Raw genomic sequence first — 15,858 nt, forward strand, 5'->3', positions numbered from 1 at the left:
GTTAGGCGGTGACCGGTGTCAGACGGGCGAGCGGCTTCTCGTTGATCGGCAGGTGGATGATTGCCGCCGCCAGCCCCAGGGCGACGCCGGCCCACCACACGCCGTCATAGCTGCCGACCGTGTCGTAGAGGTAGCCGCCGAGCCAGATGCCGGCGAAGGAACCGAGCTGGTGGCTGAGGAACACGAAGCCGAACAGGGTCGCCATGTACCGCACGCCGAAGACCTGGGCGACGATGCCGGTGGTCAGCGGCACGGTCGATAGCCACAGGATGCCCATGGCGCCGGCGAACAGGTAGATCGTCAGTTCGGTTTTCGGCGCCATCAGCAAGGCGGCGATGACGATGGCCCGGGCGAAGTAGATGGTGCTGAGCCCGACCTTCTTGCTCCATCTCTGCCCCGCCATGCCCGAGGCGAAGGAGCCGACGATGTTGAACAGCCCGACCAGCGCCAGCGCATAGGCGCCAACCGTGGGATCGAGGCCGAGGTCGCGGACATAGGACGGGAAATGCACCGTGATGAAGGCGACGTGGAAGCCGCAGACGAAGAAGCCGATGGTCAGCAGGATATAGCCGCGATGGGCGCCGGCCTCGGCCATCGCCTGGCGGAAGGTCTGCTGGCTCGGCGCCTCGCCCTTGGCATTGGTGTTGGACGGCAGGATGAAGGCCAGCGGGATGATGAACAGGGCAGAGGCGGCCAGCATCAGCAGCGCCGATTCCCAGCCATAGGCGCTGATGAAGCCCTGGCCCATCGGCGAGAACACCACCTGGCCGAAGGAGCCCGAGGCGGTGCCGAGGCCGAGCGCCAGGGAGCGACGCTCCGGTCCGACCACCTTGGCCATCGCGGCCATGGCGAGCGAGAAGGCGGTGAAGGCGACACCGATACCTGTCAGCACGCCGCCGAACAGATGCAGGTCGAAGGAGCTGTTCGCCGTCGCCATGCCCCAGACGCCGACGGTGTAGATGACGGCACCGACCGCCAGCACCCGCGAGGGGCCGAACTTGTCGGCGATCATCCCGGCGACCGGCACGCCGATGCCCCAGAGCAGGTTCTGGATGGCCATGGCGAGGCCGAAGGTCTCGCGGTCCCAGCCTTTGGCGATGGTCATCGGCTCCAGGAACAGGCCGAAGGCGGAGCGGATGCCGAAGCCGATCATGGCGATCAGGCAGCCGGCGACGATGACGACGACAGGCGTCCTCCAGCCGGGCGACGAGGGTTGGGCGAGGGTCGACATGGCAGACTCCGGAAGGGCGGTTGGCCGGAAAAGTGGGGTGTGATAGGGTAGGTGTAGTTACACTCGTGTACCTGCACCTAATTGTCAATTGGCACGATCTGATGGTCCTCAGCGACGACACCGGTTTGGCCTGTACCTGTTCGCTGGTGCGCGGCGTGGCGCGCCGGCTGACCCAGTATTACGACGAGGCGCTGAAGGAAACCGGGCTTAAGGTGACCCAGTACGGCCTGCTGTCCACGATCGACCGGATGGACCGCCCGTCGGTGACCGATCTTGCCGAGCGGCTGGACCTGGACCGCACGACCCTGACCCGGAACCTGGCACCGCTGAGGCAGGCGGGCTGGGTGCGGCAGGCGGCGGGGCCAGACCGGCGCACCCGCTCTGTGGAACTGACCGAGACGGGCCGGGAGATCCTGGCGCTGGCCCGGCCGCACTGGCGCCGGGCTGAAGTCGCCCTGCGTCAGCGTGCCGGCGGCGACGTCACCTCGGCGCTGGAGGACGCGCTGATGCAGACGGTGGCCGCGGTGGACGCCCAGCAGCAGTGACCGGGCGGGCCGGCGGCAGACCTGGGGCGGCGGCGTATACGATCCCCCTTGCGTTGCCCTAGATCCGTCACGATCTTGCGGTTCTGTTGGGCGACCCTTGAGCCCGCACCCCGTTACGCGCTAGGGCAGGGGACATTGCCACCGGCCGGGAGCCGATGAATGACCGCACTTCGTTCCATCGCGACGGTTGCCGCCGTCGTTGCCGCCTTGACCCTCTCGATCGCCGCACCGGCCTCGGCCGCGTTCAAGAGCGGCATCTGGCAGGGCGACGCCTATATCTCCAAGGAGGGCCAGTTCCAGCGCTGCGCCATCGTCGGCGACTACGAGAGCGAGACGGACCTTGGCTTCGGGCTGGCGGCCAATGGGGTCTACGAGGTCTATCTGATCAACAAGACCTGGACGCTGGAACCCGGTCAGGCCGCCAAGGTTACGATCAAGATCGACAACCAGCCGGAGGTGAGCGGCGCCTTCCAGGTGGTGAGCAAGGATACGCTCGGCACCCTGCTGAACGACCATCCCGAGCTGGTGACCGCGTTCAAGGCCGGCAATGTGGCGACCATCACCGGCTTCTTCGGCACGCTGAAATTCCCGCTGACCGGTACCGCAAGGCCTTCGGCGTCATGGAGGACTGTGTCCGGCAGGTGAAGAGCGGCGTCCAGGACGGCAAGAAGGTTGCCGAGGCGCGCGCGAAGCTGGCCAAGGTCCATGGCCAGGAACTCTTCAAGCTGCAGCCTCAGGCCTTCGCCTGGCGGGTGCTGCACGACCTGCCGCAGGACCAGTTTGGCATTCCCAAGGATGTCGAGCAGGCGATGAAGCGCTGGAACGCGGCCCTGGTCTGGCGGATCGAGCGTGGGCTGGGCCTTGTCCAGTCGGTCGGCGGCAATCACAGCGAGGAGGAACTCCGCGTCGAGCTGACCAAGCTCAAGTCGCCGAGCTGCAAGGGCCAGCTGACCTCCGAAGCCGACCTGCGCATGATGCCCGGCACGGATACGATCCTGCCCCATGTGGAGCTGTCCTGCACCGATGTGGGCAATGGCAGCCCGGCCTATGAGGTGCTGACCTTCTTCCCGCATGCCTCGGGCAACATGATCGCGGTCAGCCATATCGGCGAGACGCTGCAGATCGCCCAGACCGCCGACGCGACCTTCCTGAACCAGGTGGCTGCCATCGCCGCCCAGCGCTAGCTGGCGCTGGTGCAGAGCACGACCGGATCAAGACGTCTGGTCGTGCTTCAGCCGCAGGCGCCGCTCGCCGGCGCCACGCGGATCAGCGCGCCGTCGCTCTCGTCGGTCAGCAACCAGATCGCGCCGTCCGGACCCATCCGGACGTCGCGGATCCGCCCGAACTCGTCCTTGAACAGCCGCTCCTCTCCGGTGACCTCGCCGTTGTCCAGGTCGAGACGCACCAGCATGCGGTCCTTCAGCGCGCCGACCAGCATGTCGCCGGTCCAGGCCGGGAACAGGTCTCCGACCACGAAGGCGAGGCCGGAGGGGGCGATCGACGGGTCCCAGTAGTAGATCGGCTGCTCCATGCCCTCCGCCGAGGTGCCGACGCCGATCTGGCCGCCGTGATAGTGGCGGCCATAGGAGATCGTCGGCCAGCCGTAGTTCTTGCCCGCCTCGGGCCGGTTGATCTCATCGCCGCCCCGCGCCCCGTGTTCGACCACCCAGAGCGCCCCGGTCTCCGGATGCCGGGCGGCGCCCTGGGGGTTGCGATGACCGAAGGACCAGATCTCCCGGGCCCCGCCTTGCCCGTCGGCGAAGGGATTGTCGGCGGGGATGCTGCCATCCTCCGCGATCCGCAGCACCGAGCCCGCATGGTCGTTGGGGTTCTGGGCGCGCGGCCGGTCGCCCCGGTCGCCGATGGTGAACCAGAGCGTCCCGTCGCCCTTGAAGACGATGCGCGAGCCGAAATGGCGCGTCGCGTCGGTCGCCGGCGACATCGAGAAGATCTGCGTCAGTCCCTCCAGACGGGTGCCGTCGGCCGAGAGCGTGCCTTGGGCGATGGCCGTCCCGGTCAGCCCGTCGCCGCGCCGCTCGGAGTAGGAGAAGTAGAGGCGCCGGTTGTCGGCGAAATCCGGATGGGCGACCACGTCGAGCAGGCCACCCTGTCCAGCCGCCCGCACCTGGGGAGCGCCGCCGATCTCCGTCTTCTCGCCGGTCCGCGGGTCCGCCAGCCACAGGGCGCCGTCCCGCTCGGTGATCACCGTGTTGCCGTCCGGCAGGAAGGTCACGCCCCAGGGATGATTGAGGTCGGAGACCCGGGCCTCCGCCGTCAGAGTGCAGGCCTGGGCCTGCTCGGTCACCTGGGCGACGGCCGGGGCGGTCAGCGCCGTGAGAACGGGGAGGGCGAGCAAAAGGGAGCGGGTCGGGAGCATGGGGGTCCTCTCGGCCGGAAAACAGGGTCCCATGAGAGGTGGGGGGCGGGCCCGCTCGGTCAACGCCTGCCCGGTCGATGCCCGCCATGACAGGTCGCTCTGGTCGAGGACCGCGCTCTGGGCTCGACCTCCATTCCATCGGGGCTTTCTCTCCCCCACACCTGAACCTGCCTTGACTTCACCGCATCAGCGGGCTGCCATCGGGGCTTGCGAGATGAGGAGAAGACGATGGCCGGATTGGAACGCTGCGACCTGAAGCTCAGCGGGGGCGAGGTGATCGACGGGACGGGGGCCGCGCGGGTCCGGGCCGATGTGGCGATCAGCGACGACCGGATCGTCGCAGTGGGCGACCTGTCGAAGGTCCAGGCCGGCAAGGAGATCGACGTCACCGGCCGCATCGTGGCGCCGGGATTCGTCGACGTTCATACCCATGACGACCGGGCGCTGCTGTCCAAGCCGACCATGGACATGAAGGTCAGCCAGGGCGTCACCAGCGTGGTTGTCGGCAATTGCGGCATCTCCCTGGCGCCGCTGGTGATGGACCGTCGCCCGCCGCCGCCGCTCGACCTGCTCGGCACCGAGGAGTGGTGGAAATACGGTACCTTCGACGCCTTCCTGAGCGCGGTCGACGACGCGCCGGCCAGCGTCAACGCCGCCTTCCTGGTCGGCCACTCCACCCTGCGGGTCGGGGCCATGGACGACGTCTACCGGGCGGCCCGTGCCGACGAGATCAAGACCATGCGCGGCAGGCTGGAAGAGTCGCTGGATGCCGGGGCCTGCGGCCTGTCCACCGGCCTGTTCTACGCGCCGTCGGAGAAGGCGCTGACCGAGGAGGTGATCGAGATTGCCAGGGCGCTGAAGAGCCACGGCGGGCGCTACGTCACCCACATGCGCAACGAGGGTGCGGATGTCGTCAAGAGCCTGGAGGAGACCTTTCTGATTGGCCGCGAGGCTGGAGTGCCCGTGATCGTCTCCCACCACAAGGTGCACGGGAAGGACAATTTCGGCCGTTCCAAGGAGACCCTTGAACTGTTCGAACGCTACCGCAAGAGCCAGAAGATCGGCCTGGACGTCTACCCGTATCACGCCTCCTCCACGGTGCTGAAGGCGGACAGCATCGCCTTCTCCAACCGGGTCATGGTGACCTGGTCGGTGCCGCATCCGGAGCACAAGGGCCGCGACCTCAAGGACATCGCCGACGAGTGGGGGGTGGATGTGTACGAGGCGGCCGAACGGCTGCAGCCGGCGGGGGCGATCTACTTCTCGATGGACGAGGACGACGTGCAACGCATCCTCTCCTATCCCCAGGCGATGTTCGGCTCCGACGGCCTCCCCCATGACGAGTTCCCGCATCCGCGCCTATGGGGCACCTTCCCACGCATTCTCGGCCACTATTCCCGCGATCTCGGCCTGTTCCCGCTGGAAGAGGCGGTGCGCCGCATGACCTCGCTCTCGGCGGCCGAGTTCGGCCTGGTCGACCGGGGCGAGGTGGCGGAGGGCAAGTACGCCGATATCTGCGTGTTCGACGCCCGCGACATCATCGACAGCGCCACCTTCGAGGACCCGATGACCCCGGCCGCCGGCATCGACACCGTGATCGTCAACGGCCGGGTGGTCTGGTCCGAGGGCCGCTCGACCGGCGAACGCTCCGGCCGGGCGCTGCGGCAGGGGCGGGCGTGATTTCGTGCGGGTTCCGGGATAACCGAGTCCCGTTCGGACCTAGCCGCTGACCAGGGAGATCTCGGTGCGGCCGTGGGCGCGGCTGTCGGGGTGTCTCGGCAGGCGGACCGTCACGCGGGTGCCCTTGTTGACCACGCTGTCGATCAGCAGGGCGCCGCCATGCATCTCCGCCAGCGATTTGGCGATCGACAGGCCGAGGCCCCAGCCGCCCTGGGCCTTATGCGGGTCGGTCTCTCCGCGCACGAAGGAGTTGGTGACCGCGTCGATGCGGTCGGCGGGGATGCCGATGCCGGTGTCCTCCACGGTGATCTCGGCGGTCCGCGAGTCGGCCCGGGCGGTGATGGTGATCGTGCCGCCTTCGGGCGTGAACTTCACGGAATTGGTCAGCAGGTTGATCAGGATCTGCTGGACCGCCCGCTTGTCCACATCGATCGAGGTCGGCACCTCCGGCAGCACGGTGTGCAGTTCTGTGCCCTTATCGGCGAGCCGGTGGCTGACGACGACCACGGCCTCGTCGATCAGGTCCTTCATCTCCACCGGGACGAAGGTCAGGTCGCGGCGTCCCGCCTCGATGGTGGAGACGTCGAGGATGTCGTTGACGAGTTCGAGCAGCAACCCGCCGCTTGTATGGACGTGGCGGGCATATTCGCAATAGCGCGGGTTGCCGAGGGGCCCGAAGGCTTCCAGCGTGAGGATCTCCGAGAAGCCAAGGATCGCGTTCAGCGGAGTCCGCAGCTCGTGGCTCATGGCGGCGAGGAAGTCTGACTTGGCCTGGTTGGCCCGGTTCGCCTGGGCCAGGGCCTCGTCGCGGGTGCGCTCGGCCCGCTTGCGGTCGGAGATGTCCAGGGCGCTGATCGGGATGCTGGCGAATTCCTCGGCCGTCTTCGGAATCGGCATGGAGAGGATGACAGTTCGGTCCTCCCCATCGGCCGTCACATGGGTCTCCTCGCTGCGAAAGCCCGGCTCCCCGCGCCACATGGCCAGAAGCTGCTCTGAAAAGGCTGTCGAGGCGGTGGTGGTTCGGATGCGGCGCAGATGGGCGGCCAACTCGGCCGTCGAGCCGACCCGGTACAGCCGCAGGGCGGCGGGGTTGGCGAGGGTGACGGAGGTTTTGGCCTCCAACTCCTCGAGTAGGTGAGGGTGACGGGCGAGATGGTCGGCCAGGTCGGTCACCCCCCGGCCGCGCAGCGACTGCAGGGCCGCGTGCACCGCGGAGAAGTCCTCGGTCCAGACCGAGACCTCCGAGCTGTCGAACAGGGTGCGGTAGCGTTCCTCGCTGATGCGCTTCTCGCGCTCCGCCCGCTGCCGCCGATCCTCGCGCTGCAAAAGGAGCCCGCCGATGAAGACCCCGATGAAGATCCCGGTCCCCCAGGGCACGGCCATACGCTTCAGCAGGGCCCATCCGTTCGCCAGGTCGCCGACCAGCAGAAAGCCAGGGGCCGAGAACACCACGGCGATCGCGGCCACCACCAGGAGGACACCGGGCCCGCGCCGGTGCCAGCCGAGATAATGGACGGCCATGCCGATCAGCGTGGAAAGCATGACGCCGGTGATCCCGGCGAGGGTACCGATCCCGCCCAGGTGAACCCTGAACGCGGCGGCCATGACCGCGGTGACCAGCCCGGTGACGGGCCCGCCGAACGCCGCGCTGAGCACGATGATCGCGTTGCGCTGGTCGATCACGACCCCATCGGCGGCCGGGATCTTCACGTGCATGCTGATGATGACCACGACGCCAAAGAAAAGGCCCAGCACGGCCTGCCGGCTCAGGGCCTCGCGCGGCCGCAGCCAGTCGCTGAGGAACGCGTAGCCGACGATCAGCACGACGAAGATCGAGATGTTGTTGAGCAGCAGGATCAGCAGAGAGAAATCGACCGACATGACGGAGTCCCTGTGCCCTCTATGGAACCGTCACACCCGGGCGTCCTGCTTCGCGGACCGGGTGTTCCACGGCATGGATGTTCGACGCTCAGATCCTAAAACTTCTTAAATAAAACTCGAATTGTCGATTTTTATGCAGGAGTTCGGCGATCGCTACGCCGCAGTTGAGACGGATCACGTTGGCCTCCATATCCTGCCTCCGGAGCGTCATGATGCATCGTCATTGTTGCTTTTCATACGTTCAGGGAAGGGGGATGGATGGCGCGGATTGCGGCAATCCTGTTCGGGCTGTGTGTCTGGCTGTCGCTGTCCGGTACGGTGGCGGCGGCCGAGCGGCTGGTCCATCTGGTGAATATCGGCTGGCACACCGGCATCGCGATCCGCAGCGCCGATATCGACCCCGACCTGATCCCGGAGGTCGGCGACCTGCCCGGCGCCGCCTGGATCGAGTTCGGCTGGGGCGACGCGGCGTTCTACCGCGATCCGGATCCGGCGATCGCCAGTTACCTGAGCGCCGCCTTCGTCGAGACTCCGGCCGTGATGCACCTTGTCGGCATGCCGGCCCCGCCGTCGCGGTATTTCCCGGAGGCCGAGATCGTCGACGTGCCGCTCGACGCCGACAGCTTCCGCAAGCTGCTCACCCATATCTCGGCCAGCTTCGCGCGCGGCCAGGGGGAGCGGCTACCGGCGCTGGGGCCGGGCCTCTACCGGCAAAGCTGGTTCTACGACGCTTTCGGCACCTTCACTTTGTCCAATACCTGCAACACCTGGGTCGCCCATGCCTTCGCCGCGGCCGGGCTGGAGATCGACACCGACCTCAGCCGCGCCAGCACGGTCACGGAACGGGTGCGCGAGGCGGTGACCTCGCGCTGAGGCCAAGTTAGAGCGTCGGCAGTTCGATCGGCATCACGCCCTCGAAGGCGGCGGACGCGGTAAGAACCATGTCCTCCCCCCATTTCGGACCGACGATCTGAAGGCCGACCGGCAGGCCGTCGACCCGGCCGCAGGGGATCGTCGCCGCCGGCTGCTGGGTCAGGTTGAACGGGTAGGAGAACGGGGTCCACTCGGTCCAGCGCTTCATGTTTGAGCCCGGCGGCACCTCGTGCCCCGCCTCGAAGGCCGGCTGCGGCAGGGTCGGGGTCAGCAGCAGGTCGTAGGTCTCGTGGAACTCGTTCATCGCTGTGCCCATGGCCTCGCGCTGCTTCACCGCAGCGAAGTACTCGAGGAGGGAGTAGTCGGCGCCGGCGGCCGCGACCTCCTGCAGGCCCGGATCGATCAGCGCCTTCTGCTCCTCGCTGAACGCGGTGAACAGGTTGGCGGCCCCGGTGAACCAGTGGGCGGCGAAGATCTCGTGGCTGTTGGGCAGCGGGCTCTCCACCTCCTCCACGATCGCGCCCAGTTCGCGGAAGACATCCACTGCCTTGGCCACAAGGGCGGCGACCTCCGGCTGTACGGTGGCACCGCCGAGATCGGGGCTGTAGGCGATCCGCCAGCCGGCGACCGACGGGCGCAGGGCGTTGCGGTAGTCGGCACCCTCGTACGGGACGGCGTACCAGTCGCGGGCATCCGGCTCGCTCATCACCGTCAGCATCAGAGCGGAATCGGTGACCGTGCGGGTCATCGGCCCGATATGGGCGACCGACCCGAACGGCGAGGCGGGAAAGGCCGGGACCCGGCCGAAGGTCGGCTTGATGCCGTAGATGCCGGTATAGCCCGCCGGCATGCGGATCGACCCGCCGCCATCGGAACCCTGGTGCAGCGCGCCCATGCCGGTCGCCGCCGCCACGGCCGCGCCGCCGGAGCTGCCGCCGGGGGTCTTGCTCGGGTCCCAGGGGTTGCGGGTGATGCCGGTCAGCGGGCTGTCGGTCACGCCCTTCCAGCCGAATTCCGGGGTGGTCGTCTTGCCGAGCAGCACCGCGCCATGCTCCTTCAGCCGGGCGACGAAGGGCGCGTCCACGGTCCAGGGGCCGTCCTCCTTGACCGTCTTCGAACCGCGCAGGGTCGACCACCCTTCGGTCAGGGACAGGTCCTTGATCGAGGTCGGCACGCCATCGACCAGCCCGACCGGCTCGCCCTTCATCCAGCGCGCCTCCGACTCCTTAGCGCTCGCCAGGGCCGACTGGTGGTCGACCAGCCGGAAGGCGTTCAGCTTGCCGTTCAGCGCGTCGATCCGGTCGAGCGCGGCCTTCGTCGCCTCCACCGGCGAGATCGTCTTGCGGGCATAGCCGTGGAGCAGGTCGGTGGCGGACAGGAGGGCGAGATCGGTGCTGGTCATCGAAAGGTTTCCTTGGAACGAAGGCTTCATCGCGGCGTCAACGAAACCTTATGAATCTCGGTGCTAGCGTGTCGAGCAGGAACAGTCCGCAGGGATCCGCTCACATGAGTCTCGACGCCTCTCAGCTTCACCGACCCGAGCTTCAGGAACTTCTGTCTCTCTGGGAGAACGGCCGCCGAGGCCGTGGCATCCCCGCTGTCGGTGGCCTGTGTCCCGTCGATGTCGCGCCGTTCCTCGCCCATATCGTCATCGTCGAGGTGGAGGAGACGACCGACCGGATCCGCTTCCTGCAGATGGGCCGGGAACTGACCCCGATCTTCGGCGACGATCTGGTCGGACAGTATCTCGATGAGCTGCCGCTCGGCCTGCGCGGCCATGTCGATGAGACATATCGGGCCATGGTCGCCGACCGGGCGCCGCAATATGCCGAGTTCGAGGTTGCCGGCGACAGCTGGGTGGTGATCTTCGATCGCCTCATGCTGCCGTTCTGCGACGAGGCGACCGACCGGGTGGCCGGCGCCATGGTCGCGATCTATCCGCGCATCTCGATCCGCAGGCGGGTGCTCCGCGATGACCGCGAGGAAGAGGGCGTGGCCGCCTGACGCGCCGTCAGCCGATCGGCTTGGGCCAACTCGGGTCGCGGAACTCCTGGATTTCGAATCGGTAGCTCTCCAGCCCCCGGAAGAAGGCCGAGTAGACGTTGAAGCGCTCGCTGAGTTGCGGTGGCGCCTCGAACTCCACGCCGCGGGCCTTCAGCGTCTCGTAGGCGGCGTCCGCATCGCTCACCACGAAGGAATAGGTCACGGCGGGGTCGTCCGCCGGCGGCCGGTTCGTGCACACGCCCAGGAACGCGTTGGGCGCGGCCTGGTAGATATGGCAGAGGTCGAACTGGTTCAGCGCCAGCTTCAGGCCGACCTTGTCGCGTAGGAAGGCCGATCCGGACGCGAGGTCCGTCGTGTATAGGAACGTCACCTGCTGGGTGATGGTGAACGGAGCCATGATTTCCTCCATCGGAGTTTGTTTCGGACCTGACTATATCCGTCGCCGCCGCAGGTCGCGGATCATGAAACGGTTCGGGTGGACACTGGCAGCCATCGCCCGGTCGACCGGCCAGGGCTCGCCCAGCATCTGCGAGACCGCGAGCTCGGCCATCAGCGGGGCGGTCACGAGACCCCTGGAGCTGAGCCCGGTCACCGCGAACACCCCCTCCAGGAACGCAGGCGGTCCCCCATCAAGGCGTTTCGCATCGAACCGCAGATGACCATAGGCCTCGGCCAGCGCCGCCGCGTCGCAGAGCGGGCCGGCGACGGGCTGCCGGTCCGGCGTGACCGCCCGGATCGCCGCCCGGCCGCCCAGCACCGAGGGCGCCGGGTCGAACAGGCGCGCCAGGGCCTCGGGGAACAGGCCCAGGGTGCGCCGGTGGTCGTCCGCTTGCACCGCGACCGGCCAGTCCGTGGGCGCGAATCCACCCCGCGTGTAGGTCGCGCCGGCCACATGGGTACCGCCCACCGTCGGGGAGAGGTAGCCGCCGAACGCCACGCAGCTCTGCAGCCGGCGGCTTGCCGCGGTTTCGGCCAGGCGGGTGACCTGTCCCCGGATCGCCTCCACCGGAAGATGGGCCGCGGGCGTAAGAGCGGGGGAGAGCATGGCCGAGGCGAGGATCACCGCATCTGCGCGGGCAATCGTACGACCCTCAGGGTCTAGCAGGGTCCAGCCGTCCGGACTCGGCACGAGGCTGCCGACGGTGGCTCGGACCGGGCGGCGTTCCCCGGCCAGGGCGGCGCTCCAGGCGCGGGGATCAACCCACCCGCCGGTGCGATGCCACAGGGCCGGGCGGTCGAGCGCGACACCGGCGACGTCGTTTGCCTGTGCCGCGTCCAGCAGCGCCGCCGAAATCGGGGCGAGGTGCCCGGCATCCGCCATCTCCCGGTAGCGGCCCAGCGCTGTATCGTCGGTGGCGAGTTCCAGCACGCCGTTGCTGCCGACAGGCATCCCGGCGTCGGCGGCCCGATCCAGGGCGAAGCGGAACGCGGCACCGCTGAGCGCGCCCTGGACGTCGCCATCGGCCGTCGGGCGGGCCATCAACAGCCCGGCCGGATTGCCCGAGGCCTCGGCCCCGATCCGGCCATGGCGGTCGAACCAGAGCGTCTCGACGCCGCGCAGGGCGAGGGCTCCCACCGCGGCCGCGCCGGCCACTCCGGCGCCGATCACCGCTACCTGGCCGAGGGGTCTGGTCGGGGGCGGGGCGTACCAGGGCTCGCCGGAGAAGGGCGAAACCGGTCCGGCGAAGGTCGCGGCGATGCAGTCGCGCTTGCGGCCGTATCCGGCCCGCTTCTCCACGGCGAACCCGACCTCCGCGAGGCCGCGCCGCACCGCGCCGGCGGCTGTGAAGCTGGCGAGCCGGGTGCCCGGACCGGAGAGCCGTGCGACCTCTGCCAGCAATTCAGCGCGCCACATGGACGGGTTCTTGGCCGGGGCGAAGCCGTCCAGGAACCAGGCATCCGCACGCGCCTCCAGGCCGGCCAGCACCTCGGCCGCCTCGCCGATCAGCAGGGTCAGGCAGACCCGGTCCGCCGCGAACCAGATCCGGTGGGTGCCGCCCGTGATCGGCTCGGGGTAACGCGTCCGTAGCCGGTCCGCCAGATGGCCCAGCCGGGGGAAGGCGGACAGCGCGTCGGCGAGCTGCCCGCGGGTGAGAGGAAAGCCTTCCACCGCGACATAGTGCAGAACGCCGCCCGCCGGCCGGGTCTCGCGCCAGAGCTGCCAGGTGGCGAGGAAGTTCAGGCCGGTGCCGAAGCCGGTCTCCGCGACCGTGAAAGAAGGCCTGGAGAGGCCGCGCCAGGCGTCGGGCAGGCCGCAGCCCTGCAGGAAGACATGCGCCGTCTCCGCCAGCCCGTCCTCGCGCGAGAAATAGACGTCGTCGAAGCGGGTGGAGACCGGCACGCCGTCGCGCAGTACCAGCCCGGGATCGGTGGCGTCGAGCGGGCGGGCGGTCGGCGGATCGGAGGCGGGGTCGGTCATGGCGCCGACACTGCCACGGCGGACCGTCCGCCGCCACGTTCCGGGTGACAGCGGTTCCGCGCCGCGCTAAGCCTCGGCCCAACCGGACCGAACGTCCAAGCGGAGGCGACCATGAGCGACGAACAACAACCGCCGATCCTGCCCGAAGACGAGCAGAAGCGCCTTGCCCTGCGGGTGATGCTCGAGGCCTGGGACGACGCAGTCGCCCAGGGCGCCTCCTCGGAGATCGTCGCCTCCTCGGCGATCTTCGCCGCCCTGACCGACATGATCGACATCTACGGCGAGGAGACCGTCGCCGAGATGGTCGCCGAATGGCCGGACCGGATCCGCGAAGGCGAGTTCACCCTGAAGCCCCAGGGCACCTGACCCGCCCCGTCACCGCGTCCTACAGGTCGAAGTTCCGGCTCCACAGGTCGCGCAGGTTGGAGAGTTTGGAGGCGGGAAGCGGCCCCGCTTCCGCCGCCTTGATCGCCAGTTCGAGGTGCTCCAGCTCTGCCAGGCCGACGACCACACAGGAAATGTCCTCGTTGGACAGCGAGAACCGGATCGCGGTCTCCGCCCGGCTCTCGCCGGTGTCGCCGGCGGCGGCGATCGCGGCCCGGGCGCGCTTGGCCTCGGCCTCCAGGTCCCGGTTCTCCGGGGTGATCGCCACCTCGCGGCCGTGGCGGATATCGGTCGCCAGCACGCCGGCCGCGAAGACGCGGATGTTCATGATGCCGACCTCGTGGTGCCGGCAGGCGGCCATCAACCCGGTGAAGTCCTGGGCGACGAGCCCCTCCAGCGGTGCCTTCTGCCCGGCGGTCGGGTTGAGCATGTTGTAATAGACTTGGGCGGTATCGACCTTGCCGCTCTCCACCACGCGGATGCAGGACGCGGGATCGCCGAGAGCGGTGAAGCCGATATGGTCGGTCAGCCCTTCCTTGCGCAGGCCGTCGAGCATGTCGGCGATGCCGCCGTCGCCAATGACGTCATCCACGCCCACATGCTGGCCGGTCCGTTTGGGCTCGACCGGGTTGTGGAGCTGGAACAGGCTCACCTTGTCCAGGCGCAGCCGGTCCAGGCTGCGCTCGATGCCGCGGCGGATCTGGCTCTGGATCGTCTCGTCGCTCTCCAGGTCCAGGCGCACCTTGGTGGAGACGTGGGGGCGCTCGGCCGGGTCGATCTCCGCCAGCAGCCAGCCCAGCGCGATCTCCGACTGGCCCTGGCCGTAGTCGCCGGCGGTGTCGATCCAGTTGATGCCGGCATCGATCGCCCGGCGGATCGCCGCCCGTTTCACCTCGTCGTCCTGGTGGATCAGAATCCCGCCGACCCAGCCGCCGCCGAACACCAGCTCCGATACCTGCAGGCGGGTTCTACCCAACTGACGCGTGTTCATGTGCTTCCCTCCCTGGAAATCCTGATTGTATTGTCCTTAATATGGTTAAGGGTGATTGCAGGCGTGCAATCACACACGAAACGAACAGGGGGTTGCGACGATGCTCTCTGCGCTCGCGTTCCGCCAGTTGATATCCGTCGGTCATCTTACTTTGATCGACCCTGAAGGTAACCGCCACGAATGCCAGGGCTCTTCCGAGGGCCCCCGCGCCACGGTCCGGCTCCTCGACCGAAGTCTCGACCGCCGCCTGATGCTCAATCCCGAACTTGCCATCGGCGAAGGCTTCATGAACGGTGGCCTGGTCATGGAAGAGGGCAGCACGCTCTACGACTTCCTCGACCTCTGCATGGTGAATATCGGCAGCGTGCGCGAAGGCACGATGCGCAAGCTGCTGGCCGGAATCCGGGGTATCCGGGCCGCGATCCGGAACTGGAACCCGGTGCATCTTGCCCAGGGCAAGGTCGCCCATCACTACGACCTGAGCGACGATCTCTTCGACCTCTTCCTCGACAGTGATCGGCAGTACAGTTGCGCCTATTTCCTCAATCCCGACGATGACCTGGAGACCGCCCAGTGGAACAAGAAACTCCATCTGGCGGCCAAGCTGAACCTGAAGCCGGGTCAGCGGGTGCTCGATATCGGCTCGGGCTGGGGCGGGCTCGGCCTGTTCCTGGCCGGCCTGGTCGACGATCTGCAGGTCGACGGGGTGACCCTGTCCCGCGAGCAGCACGCCGTCTCCAACCGGCGTGCTGAGGAGGCCGGTGTCGCCGACCGCGTCCGCTACCACCTGAAGGACTATCGGGAGGTCGAGGCGCAGTACGACCGTATCGTCTCGGTTGGCATGCTCGAGCATGTGGGGCCGCGTCACTATGACGAGTTCTACGGGCAGGTGAACCGGCTGCTGAACGCCGAGGGGATCGCGGTGGTCCACTCCGTCGGCGTCTTCAACCGGCCGGAGCCGCAGAACCAGTGGATGGAGAAGTATATCTTCCCCGGCGCCTACACGCCGTCCCTGCGCCAGCAGTTCACCGCCATCGAGCAGACCAGGCTGTACACCACCGATGTGGAGATCCTGCGCCAGCACTACGCGGAGACCCTGAACCGATGGCGGCTGGCCTGCGCGGCGCAGAAGGATCGGATCGTCGCCATGTACGACGAGCGGTTCTACCGCATGTGGGAGTTCTACCTGACCGCCTGCGAGACCGCGTTCCGGCACGGCTCGCTGATGGTGTTCCAGATCCAGCTCGCCAAGGACCTCTACGCCGTCCCGCAGACCCGCGACTACATCGCCGATTTCGAGCGGCGCTGGCGGGGCCGTGGGGCGACCACCCTTCGGCAGGTCGGTGGTTCGGACATGCGTCCCAAGACCCCCGCCGTCGCCACCGCAGACGCGGATGACGAGACCAGGCGGGCTTGATGTTCGGGGGATTTCCCGTCATGTGATACGCCGCCGTCCTGAGCCTGGACGGCGGC

General features: G+C 68.0%; 15 protein-coding genes. 8 read left to right on the top strand and 7 right to left on the bottom strand.

The annotated features are described in order from the left end of the window. Position 1: 1 nt before the first annotated feature. Positions 2 to 1,231 carry an MFS transporter gene (locus ACOQOP_RS03635; RefSeq protein ID WP_420564958.1) on the bottom strand — a complete coding sequence of 410 codons (1,230 nt, stop codon included), beginning with the start codon at positions 1,229 to 1,231 and terminating at the stop codon, positions 2 to 4. 101 nt (positions 1,232 to 1,332) lie between these two features. On the opposite strand from ACOQOP_RS03635, the gene ACOQOP_RS03640 reads away from it, so the two are divergent. The 3 genes from ACOQOP_RS03640 (at position 1,333) to ACOQOP_RS03650 (ending at position 2,960) form a co-directional block, all read left to right on the top strand. Beyond that, entirely contained in the window at positions 1,333 to 1,776 is a 444-nt protein-coding gene (locus ACOQOP_RS03640) for a MarR family winged helix-turn-helix transcriptional regulator (RefSeq protein ID WP_420564959.1), read from the top strand. Positions 1,777 to 1,935: 159 nt separating this feature from the next. Next, entirely contained in the window at positions 1,936 to 2,421 is a 486-nt protein-coding gene (locus ACOQOP_RS03645; RefSeq protein ID WP_420564960.1) for a hypothetical protein, read from the top strand. Further along, positions 2,397 to 2,960, top strand: a complete 564-nt coding sequence (locus ACOQOP_RS03650) for a hypothetical protein (RefSeq protein ID WP_420564961.1) — start codon at positions 2,397 to 2,399, stop codon at positions 2,958 to 2,960. Before ACOQOP_RS03645 ends, ACOQOP_RS03650 begins: the two co-directional genes overlap by 25 nt. A 47-nt stretch (positions 2,961 to 3,007) precedes the next feature. Here ACOQOP_RS03650 and ACOQOP_RS03655 read toward each other — a convergent pair whose 3' ends face one another. Continuing rightward, positions 3,008 to 4,153, bottom strand: coding sequence for a PQQ-dependent sugar dehydrogenase (locus ACOQOP_RS03655; RefSeq protein WP_420564962.1), 1,146 nt, complete (start codon positions 4,151 to 4,153; stop codon positions 3,008 to 3,010). 228 nt (positions 4,154 to 4,381) lie between these two features. On the opposite strand from ACOQOP_RS03655, the gene ACOQOP_RS03660 reads away from it, so the two are divergent. Beyond that, entirely contained in the window at positions 4,382 to 5,833 is a 1,452-nt protein-coding gene (locus ACOQOP_RS03660; RefSeq protein ID WP_420564963.1) for an N-acyl-D-amino-acid deacylase family protein, read from the top strand. Between the two features lie 39 nt (positions 5,834 to 5,872). On the opposite strand, the gene ACOQOP_RS03665 is transcribed toward ACOQOP_RS03660, so the two are convergent. After that, complete coding sequence (locus ACOQOP_RS03665; protein WP_420564964.1) at positions 5,873 to 7,714, bottom strand: ATP-binding protein; 1,842 nt, start codon at positions 7,712 to 7,714, stop codon at positions 5,873 to 5,875. Positions 7,715 to 7,972: 258 nt separating this feature from the next. Here ACOQOP_RS03665 and ACOQOP_RS03670 point away from each other — a divergent pair, with 258 nt between their 5' ends. Continuing rightward, positions 7,973 to 8,587 (top strand): DUF2459 domain-containing protein, encoded by a 615-nt coding sequence (locus ACOQOP_RS03670; RefSeq protein ID WP_420564965.1) that lies wholly within the window; start codon positions 7,973 to 7,975, stop codon positions 8,585 to 8,587. Between the two features lie 7 nt (positions 8,588 to 8,594). Here the strand turns inward: ACOQOP_RS03670 and ACOQOP_RS03675 are convergent, their stop codons facing one another. After that, entirely contained in the window at positions 8,595 to 9,989 is a 1,395-nt protein-coding gene (locus tag ACOQOP_RS03675) for an amidase (RefSeq protein WP_420564966.1), read from the bottom strand. Positions 9,990 to 10,093: 104 nt separating this feature from the next. On the opposite strand from ACOQOP_RS03675, the gene ACOQOP_RS03680 reads away from it, so the two are divergent. After that, positions 10,094 to 10,591 carry a hypothetical protein gene (locus ACOQOP_RS03680; RefSeq protein ID WP_420564967.1) on the top strand — a complete coding sequence of 166 codons (498 nt, stop codon included), beginning with the start codon at positions 10,094 to 10,096 and terminating at the stop codon, positions 10,589 to 10,591. Positions 10,592 to 10,598: 7 nt separating this feature from the next. On the opposite strand, the gene ACOQOP_RS03685 is transcribed toward ACOQOP_RS03680, so the two are convergent. Both ACOQOP_RS03685 and mnmC read right to left on the bottom strand, forming a co-directional pair. Continuing rightward, positions 10,599 to 10,988, bottom strand: coding sequence for a VOC family protein (locus tag ACOQOP_RS03685; protein WP_420564968.1), 390 nt, complete (start codon positions 10,986 to 10,988; stop codon positions 10,599 to 10,601). Positions 10,989 to 11,021: 33 nt separating this feature from the next. Then, positions 11,022 to 13,010 (bottom strand): bifunctional tRNA (5-methylaminomethyl-2-thiouridine)(34)-methyltransferase MnmD/FAD-dependent 5-carboxymethylaminomethyl-2-thiouridine(34) oxidoreductase MnmC, encoded by a 1,989-nt coding sequence (gene mnmC, locus ACOQOP_RS03690; protein ID WP_420564969.1) that lies wholly within the window; start codon positions 13,008 to 13,010, stop codon positions 11,022 to 11,024. A gap of 111 nt (positions 13,011 to 13,121) precedes the next feature. Here mnmC and ACOQOP_RS03695 point away from each other — a divergent pair, with 111 nt between their 5' ends. Then, positions 13,122 to 13,376, top strand: a complete 255-nt coding sequence (locus ACOQOP_RS03695) for a hypothetical protein (protein WP_420564970.1) — start codon at positions 13,122 to 13,124, stop codon at positions 13,374 to 13,376. Positions 13,377 to 13,395: 19 nt separating this feature from the next. Here the strand turns inward: ACOQOP_RS03695 and ACOQOP_RS03700 are convergent, their stop codons facing one another. Then, the gene (locus tag ACOQOP_RS03700; RefSeq protein ID WP_420564971.1) at positions 13,396 to 14,385 is read right to left on the bottom strand and encodes an aldo/keto reductase; all 990 of its coding nucleotides are present in this window, start codon (positions 14,383 to 14,385) and stop codon (positions 13,396 to 13,398) included. A gap of 250 nt (positions 14,386 to 14,635) precedes the next feature. Here ACOQOP_RS03700 and ACOQOP_RS03705 point away from each other — a divergent pair, with 250 nt between their 5' ends. Next, positions 14,636 to 15,802: a class I SAM-dependent methyltransferase gene (locus ACOQOP_RS03705; protein WP_420564972.1), complete on the top strand. Its 1,167-nt coding sequence runs from the start codon at positions 14,636 to 14,638 to the stop codon at positions 15,800 to 15,802. Positions 15,803 to 15,858 lie beyond the last annotated feature (56 nt).

This window comes from Thalassobaculum sp. (genome assembly GCF_965223715.1).
In the GTDB taxonomy this organism is placed as follows: Bacteria; Pseudomonadota; Alphaproteobacteria; order Thalassobaculales; family Thalassobaculaceae; genus Thalassobaculum.

Bases quoted from the DNA above. Each gene is read 5' to 3' on its own strand.
- ACOQOP_RS03635 (WP_420564958.1), bottom strand. From the start codon at position 1,231: ATGTCGACCCTCGCCCAACCCTCGTCGCCCGGCTGGAGGACGCCTGTC.
- ACOQOP_RS03640 (WP_420564959.1), top strand. From the start codon at position 1,333: ATGGTCCTCAGCGACGACACCGGTTTGGCCTGTACCTGTTCGCTGGTG.
- ACOQOP_RS03645 (WP_420564960.1), top strand. From the start codon at position 1,936: ATGACCGCACTTCGTTCCATCGCGACGGTTGCCGCCGTCGTTGCCGCC.
- ACOQOP_RS03650 (WP_420564961.1), top strand. From the start codon at position 2,397: ATGGAGGACTGTGTCCGGCAGGTGAAGAGCGGCGTCCAGGACGGCAAG.
- ACOQOP_RS03655 (WP_420564962.1), bottom strand. From the start codon at position 4,153: ATGCTCCCGACCCGCTCCCTTTTGCTCGCCCTCCCCGTTCTCACGGCG.
- ACOQOP_RS03660 (WP_420564963.1), top strand. From the start codon at position 4,382: ATGGCCGGATTGGAACGCTGCGACCTGAAGCTCAGCGGGGGCGAGGTG.
- ACOQOP_RS03665 (WP_420564964.1), bottom strand. From the start codon at position 7,714: ATGTCGGTCGATTTCTCTCTGCTGATCCTGCTGCTCAACAACATCTCG.
- ACOQOP_RS03670 (WP_420564965.1), top strand. From the start codon at position 7,973: ATGGCGCGGATTGCGGCAATCCTGTTCGGGCTGTGTGTCTGGCTGTCG.
- ACOQOP_RS03675 (WP_420564966.1), bottom strand. From the start codon at position 9,989: ATGACCAGCACCGATCTCGCCCTCCTGTCCGCCACCGACCTGCTCCAC.
- ACOQOP_RS03680 (WP_420564967.1), top strand. From the start codon at position 10,094: ATGAGTCTCGACGCCTCTCAGCTTCACCGACCCGAGCTTCAGGAACTT.
- ACOQOP_RS03685 (WP_420564968.1), bottom strand. From the start codon at position 10,988: ATGGCTCCGTTCACCATCACCCAGCAGGTGACGTTCCTATACACGACG.
- mnmC (WP_420564969.1), bottom strand. From the start codon at position 13,010: ATGACCGACCCCGCCTCCGATCCGCCGACCGCCCGCCCGCTCGACGCC.
- ACOQOP_RS03695 (WP_420564970.1), top strand. From the start codon at position 13,122: ATGAGCGACGAACAACAACCGCCGATCCTGCCCGAAGACGAGCAGAAG.
- ACOQOP_RS03700 (WP_420564971.1), bottom strand. From the start codon at position 14,385: ATGAACACGCGTCAGTTGGGTAGAACCCGCCTGCAGGTATCGGAGCTG.
- ACOQOP_RS03705 (WP_420564972.1), top strand. From the start codon at position 14,636: ATGCTCAATCCCGAACTTGCCATCGGCGAAGGCTTCATGAACGGTGGC.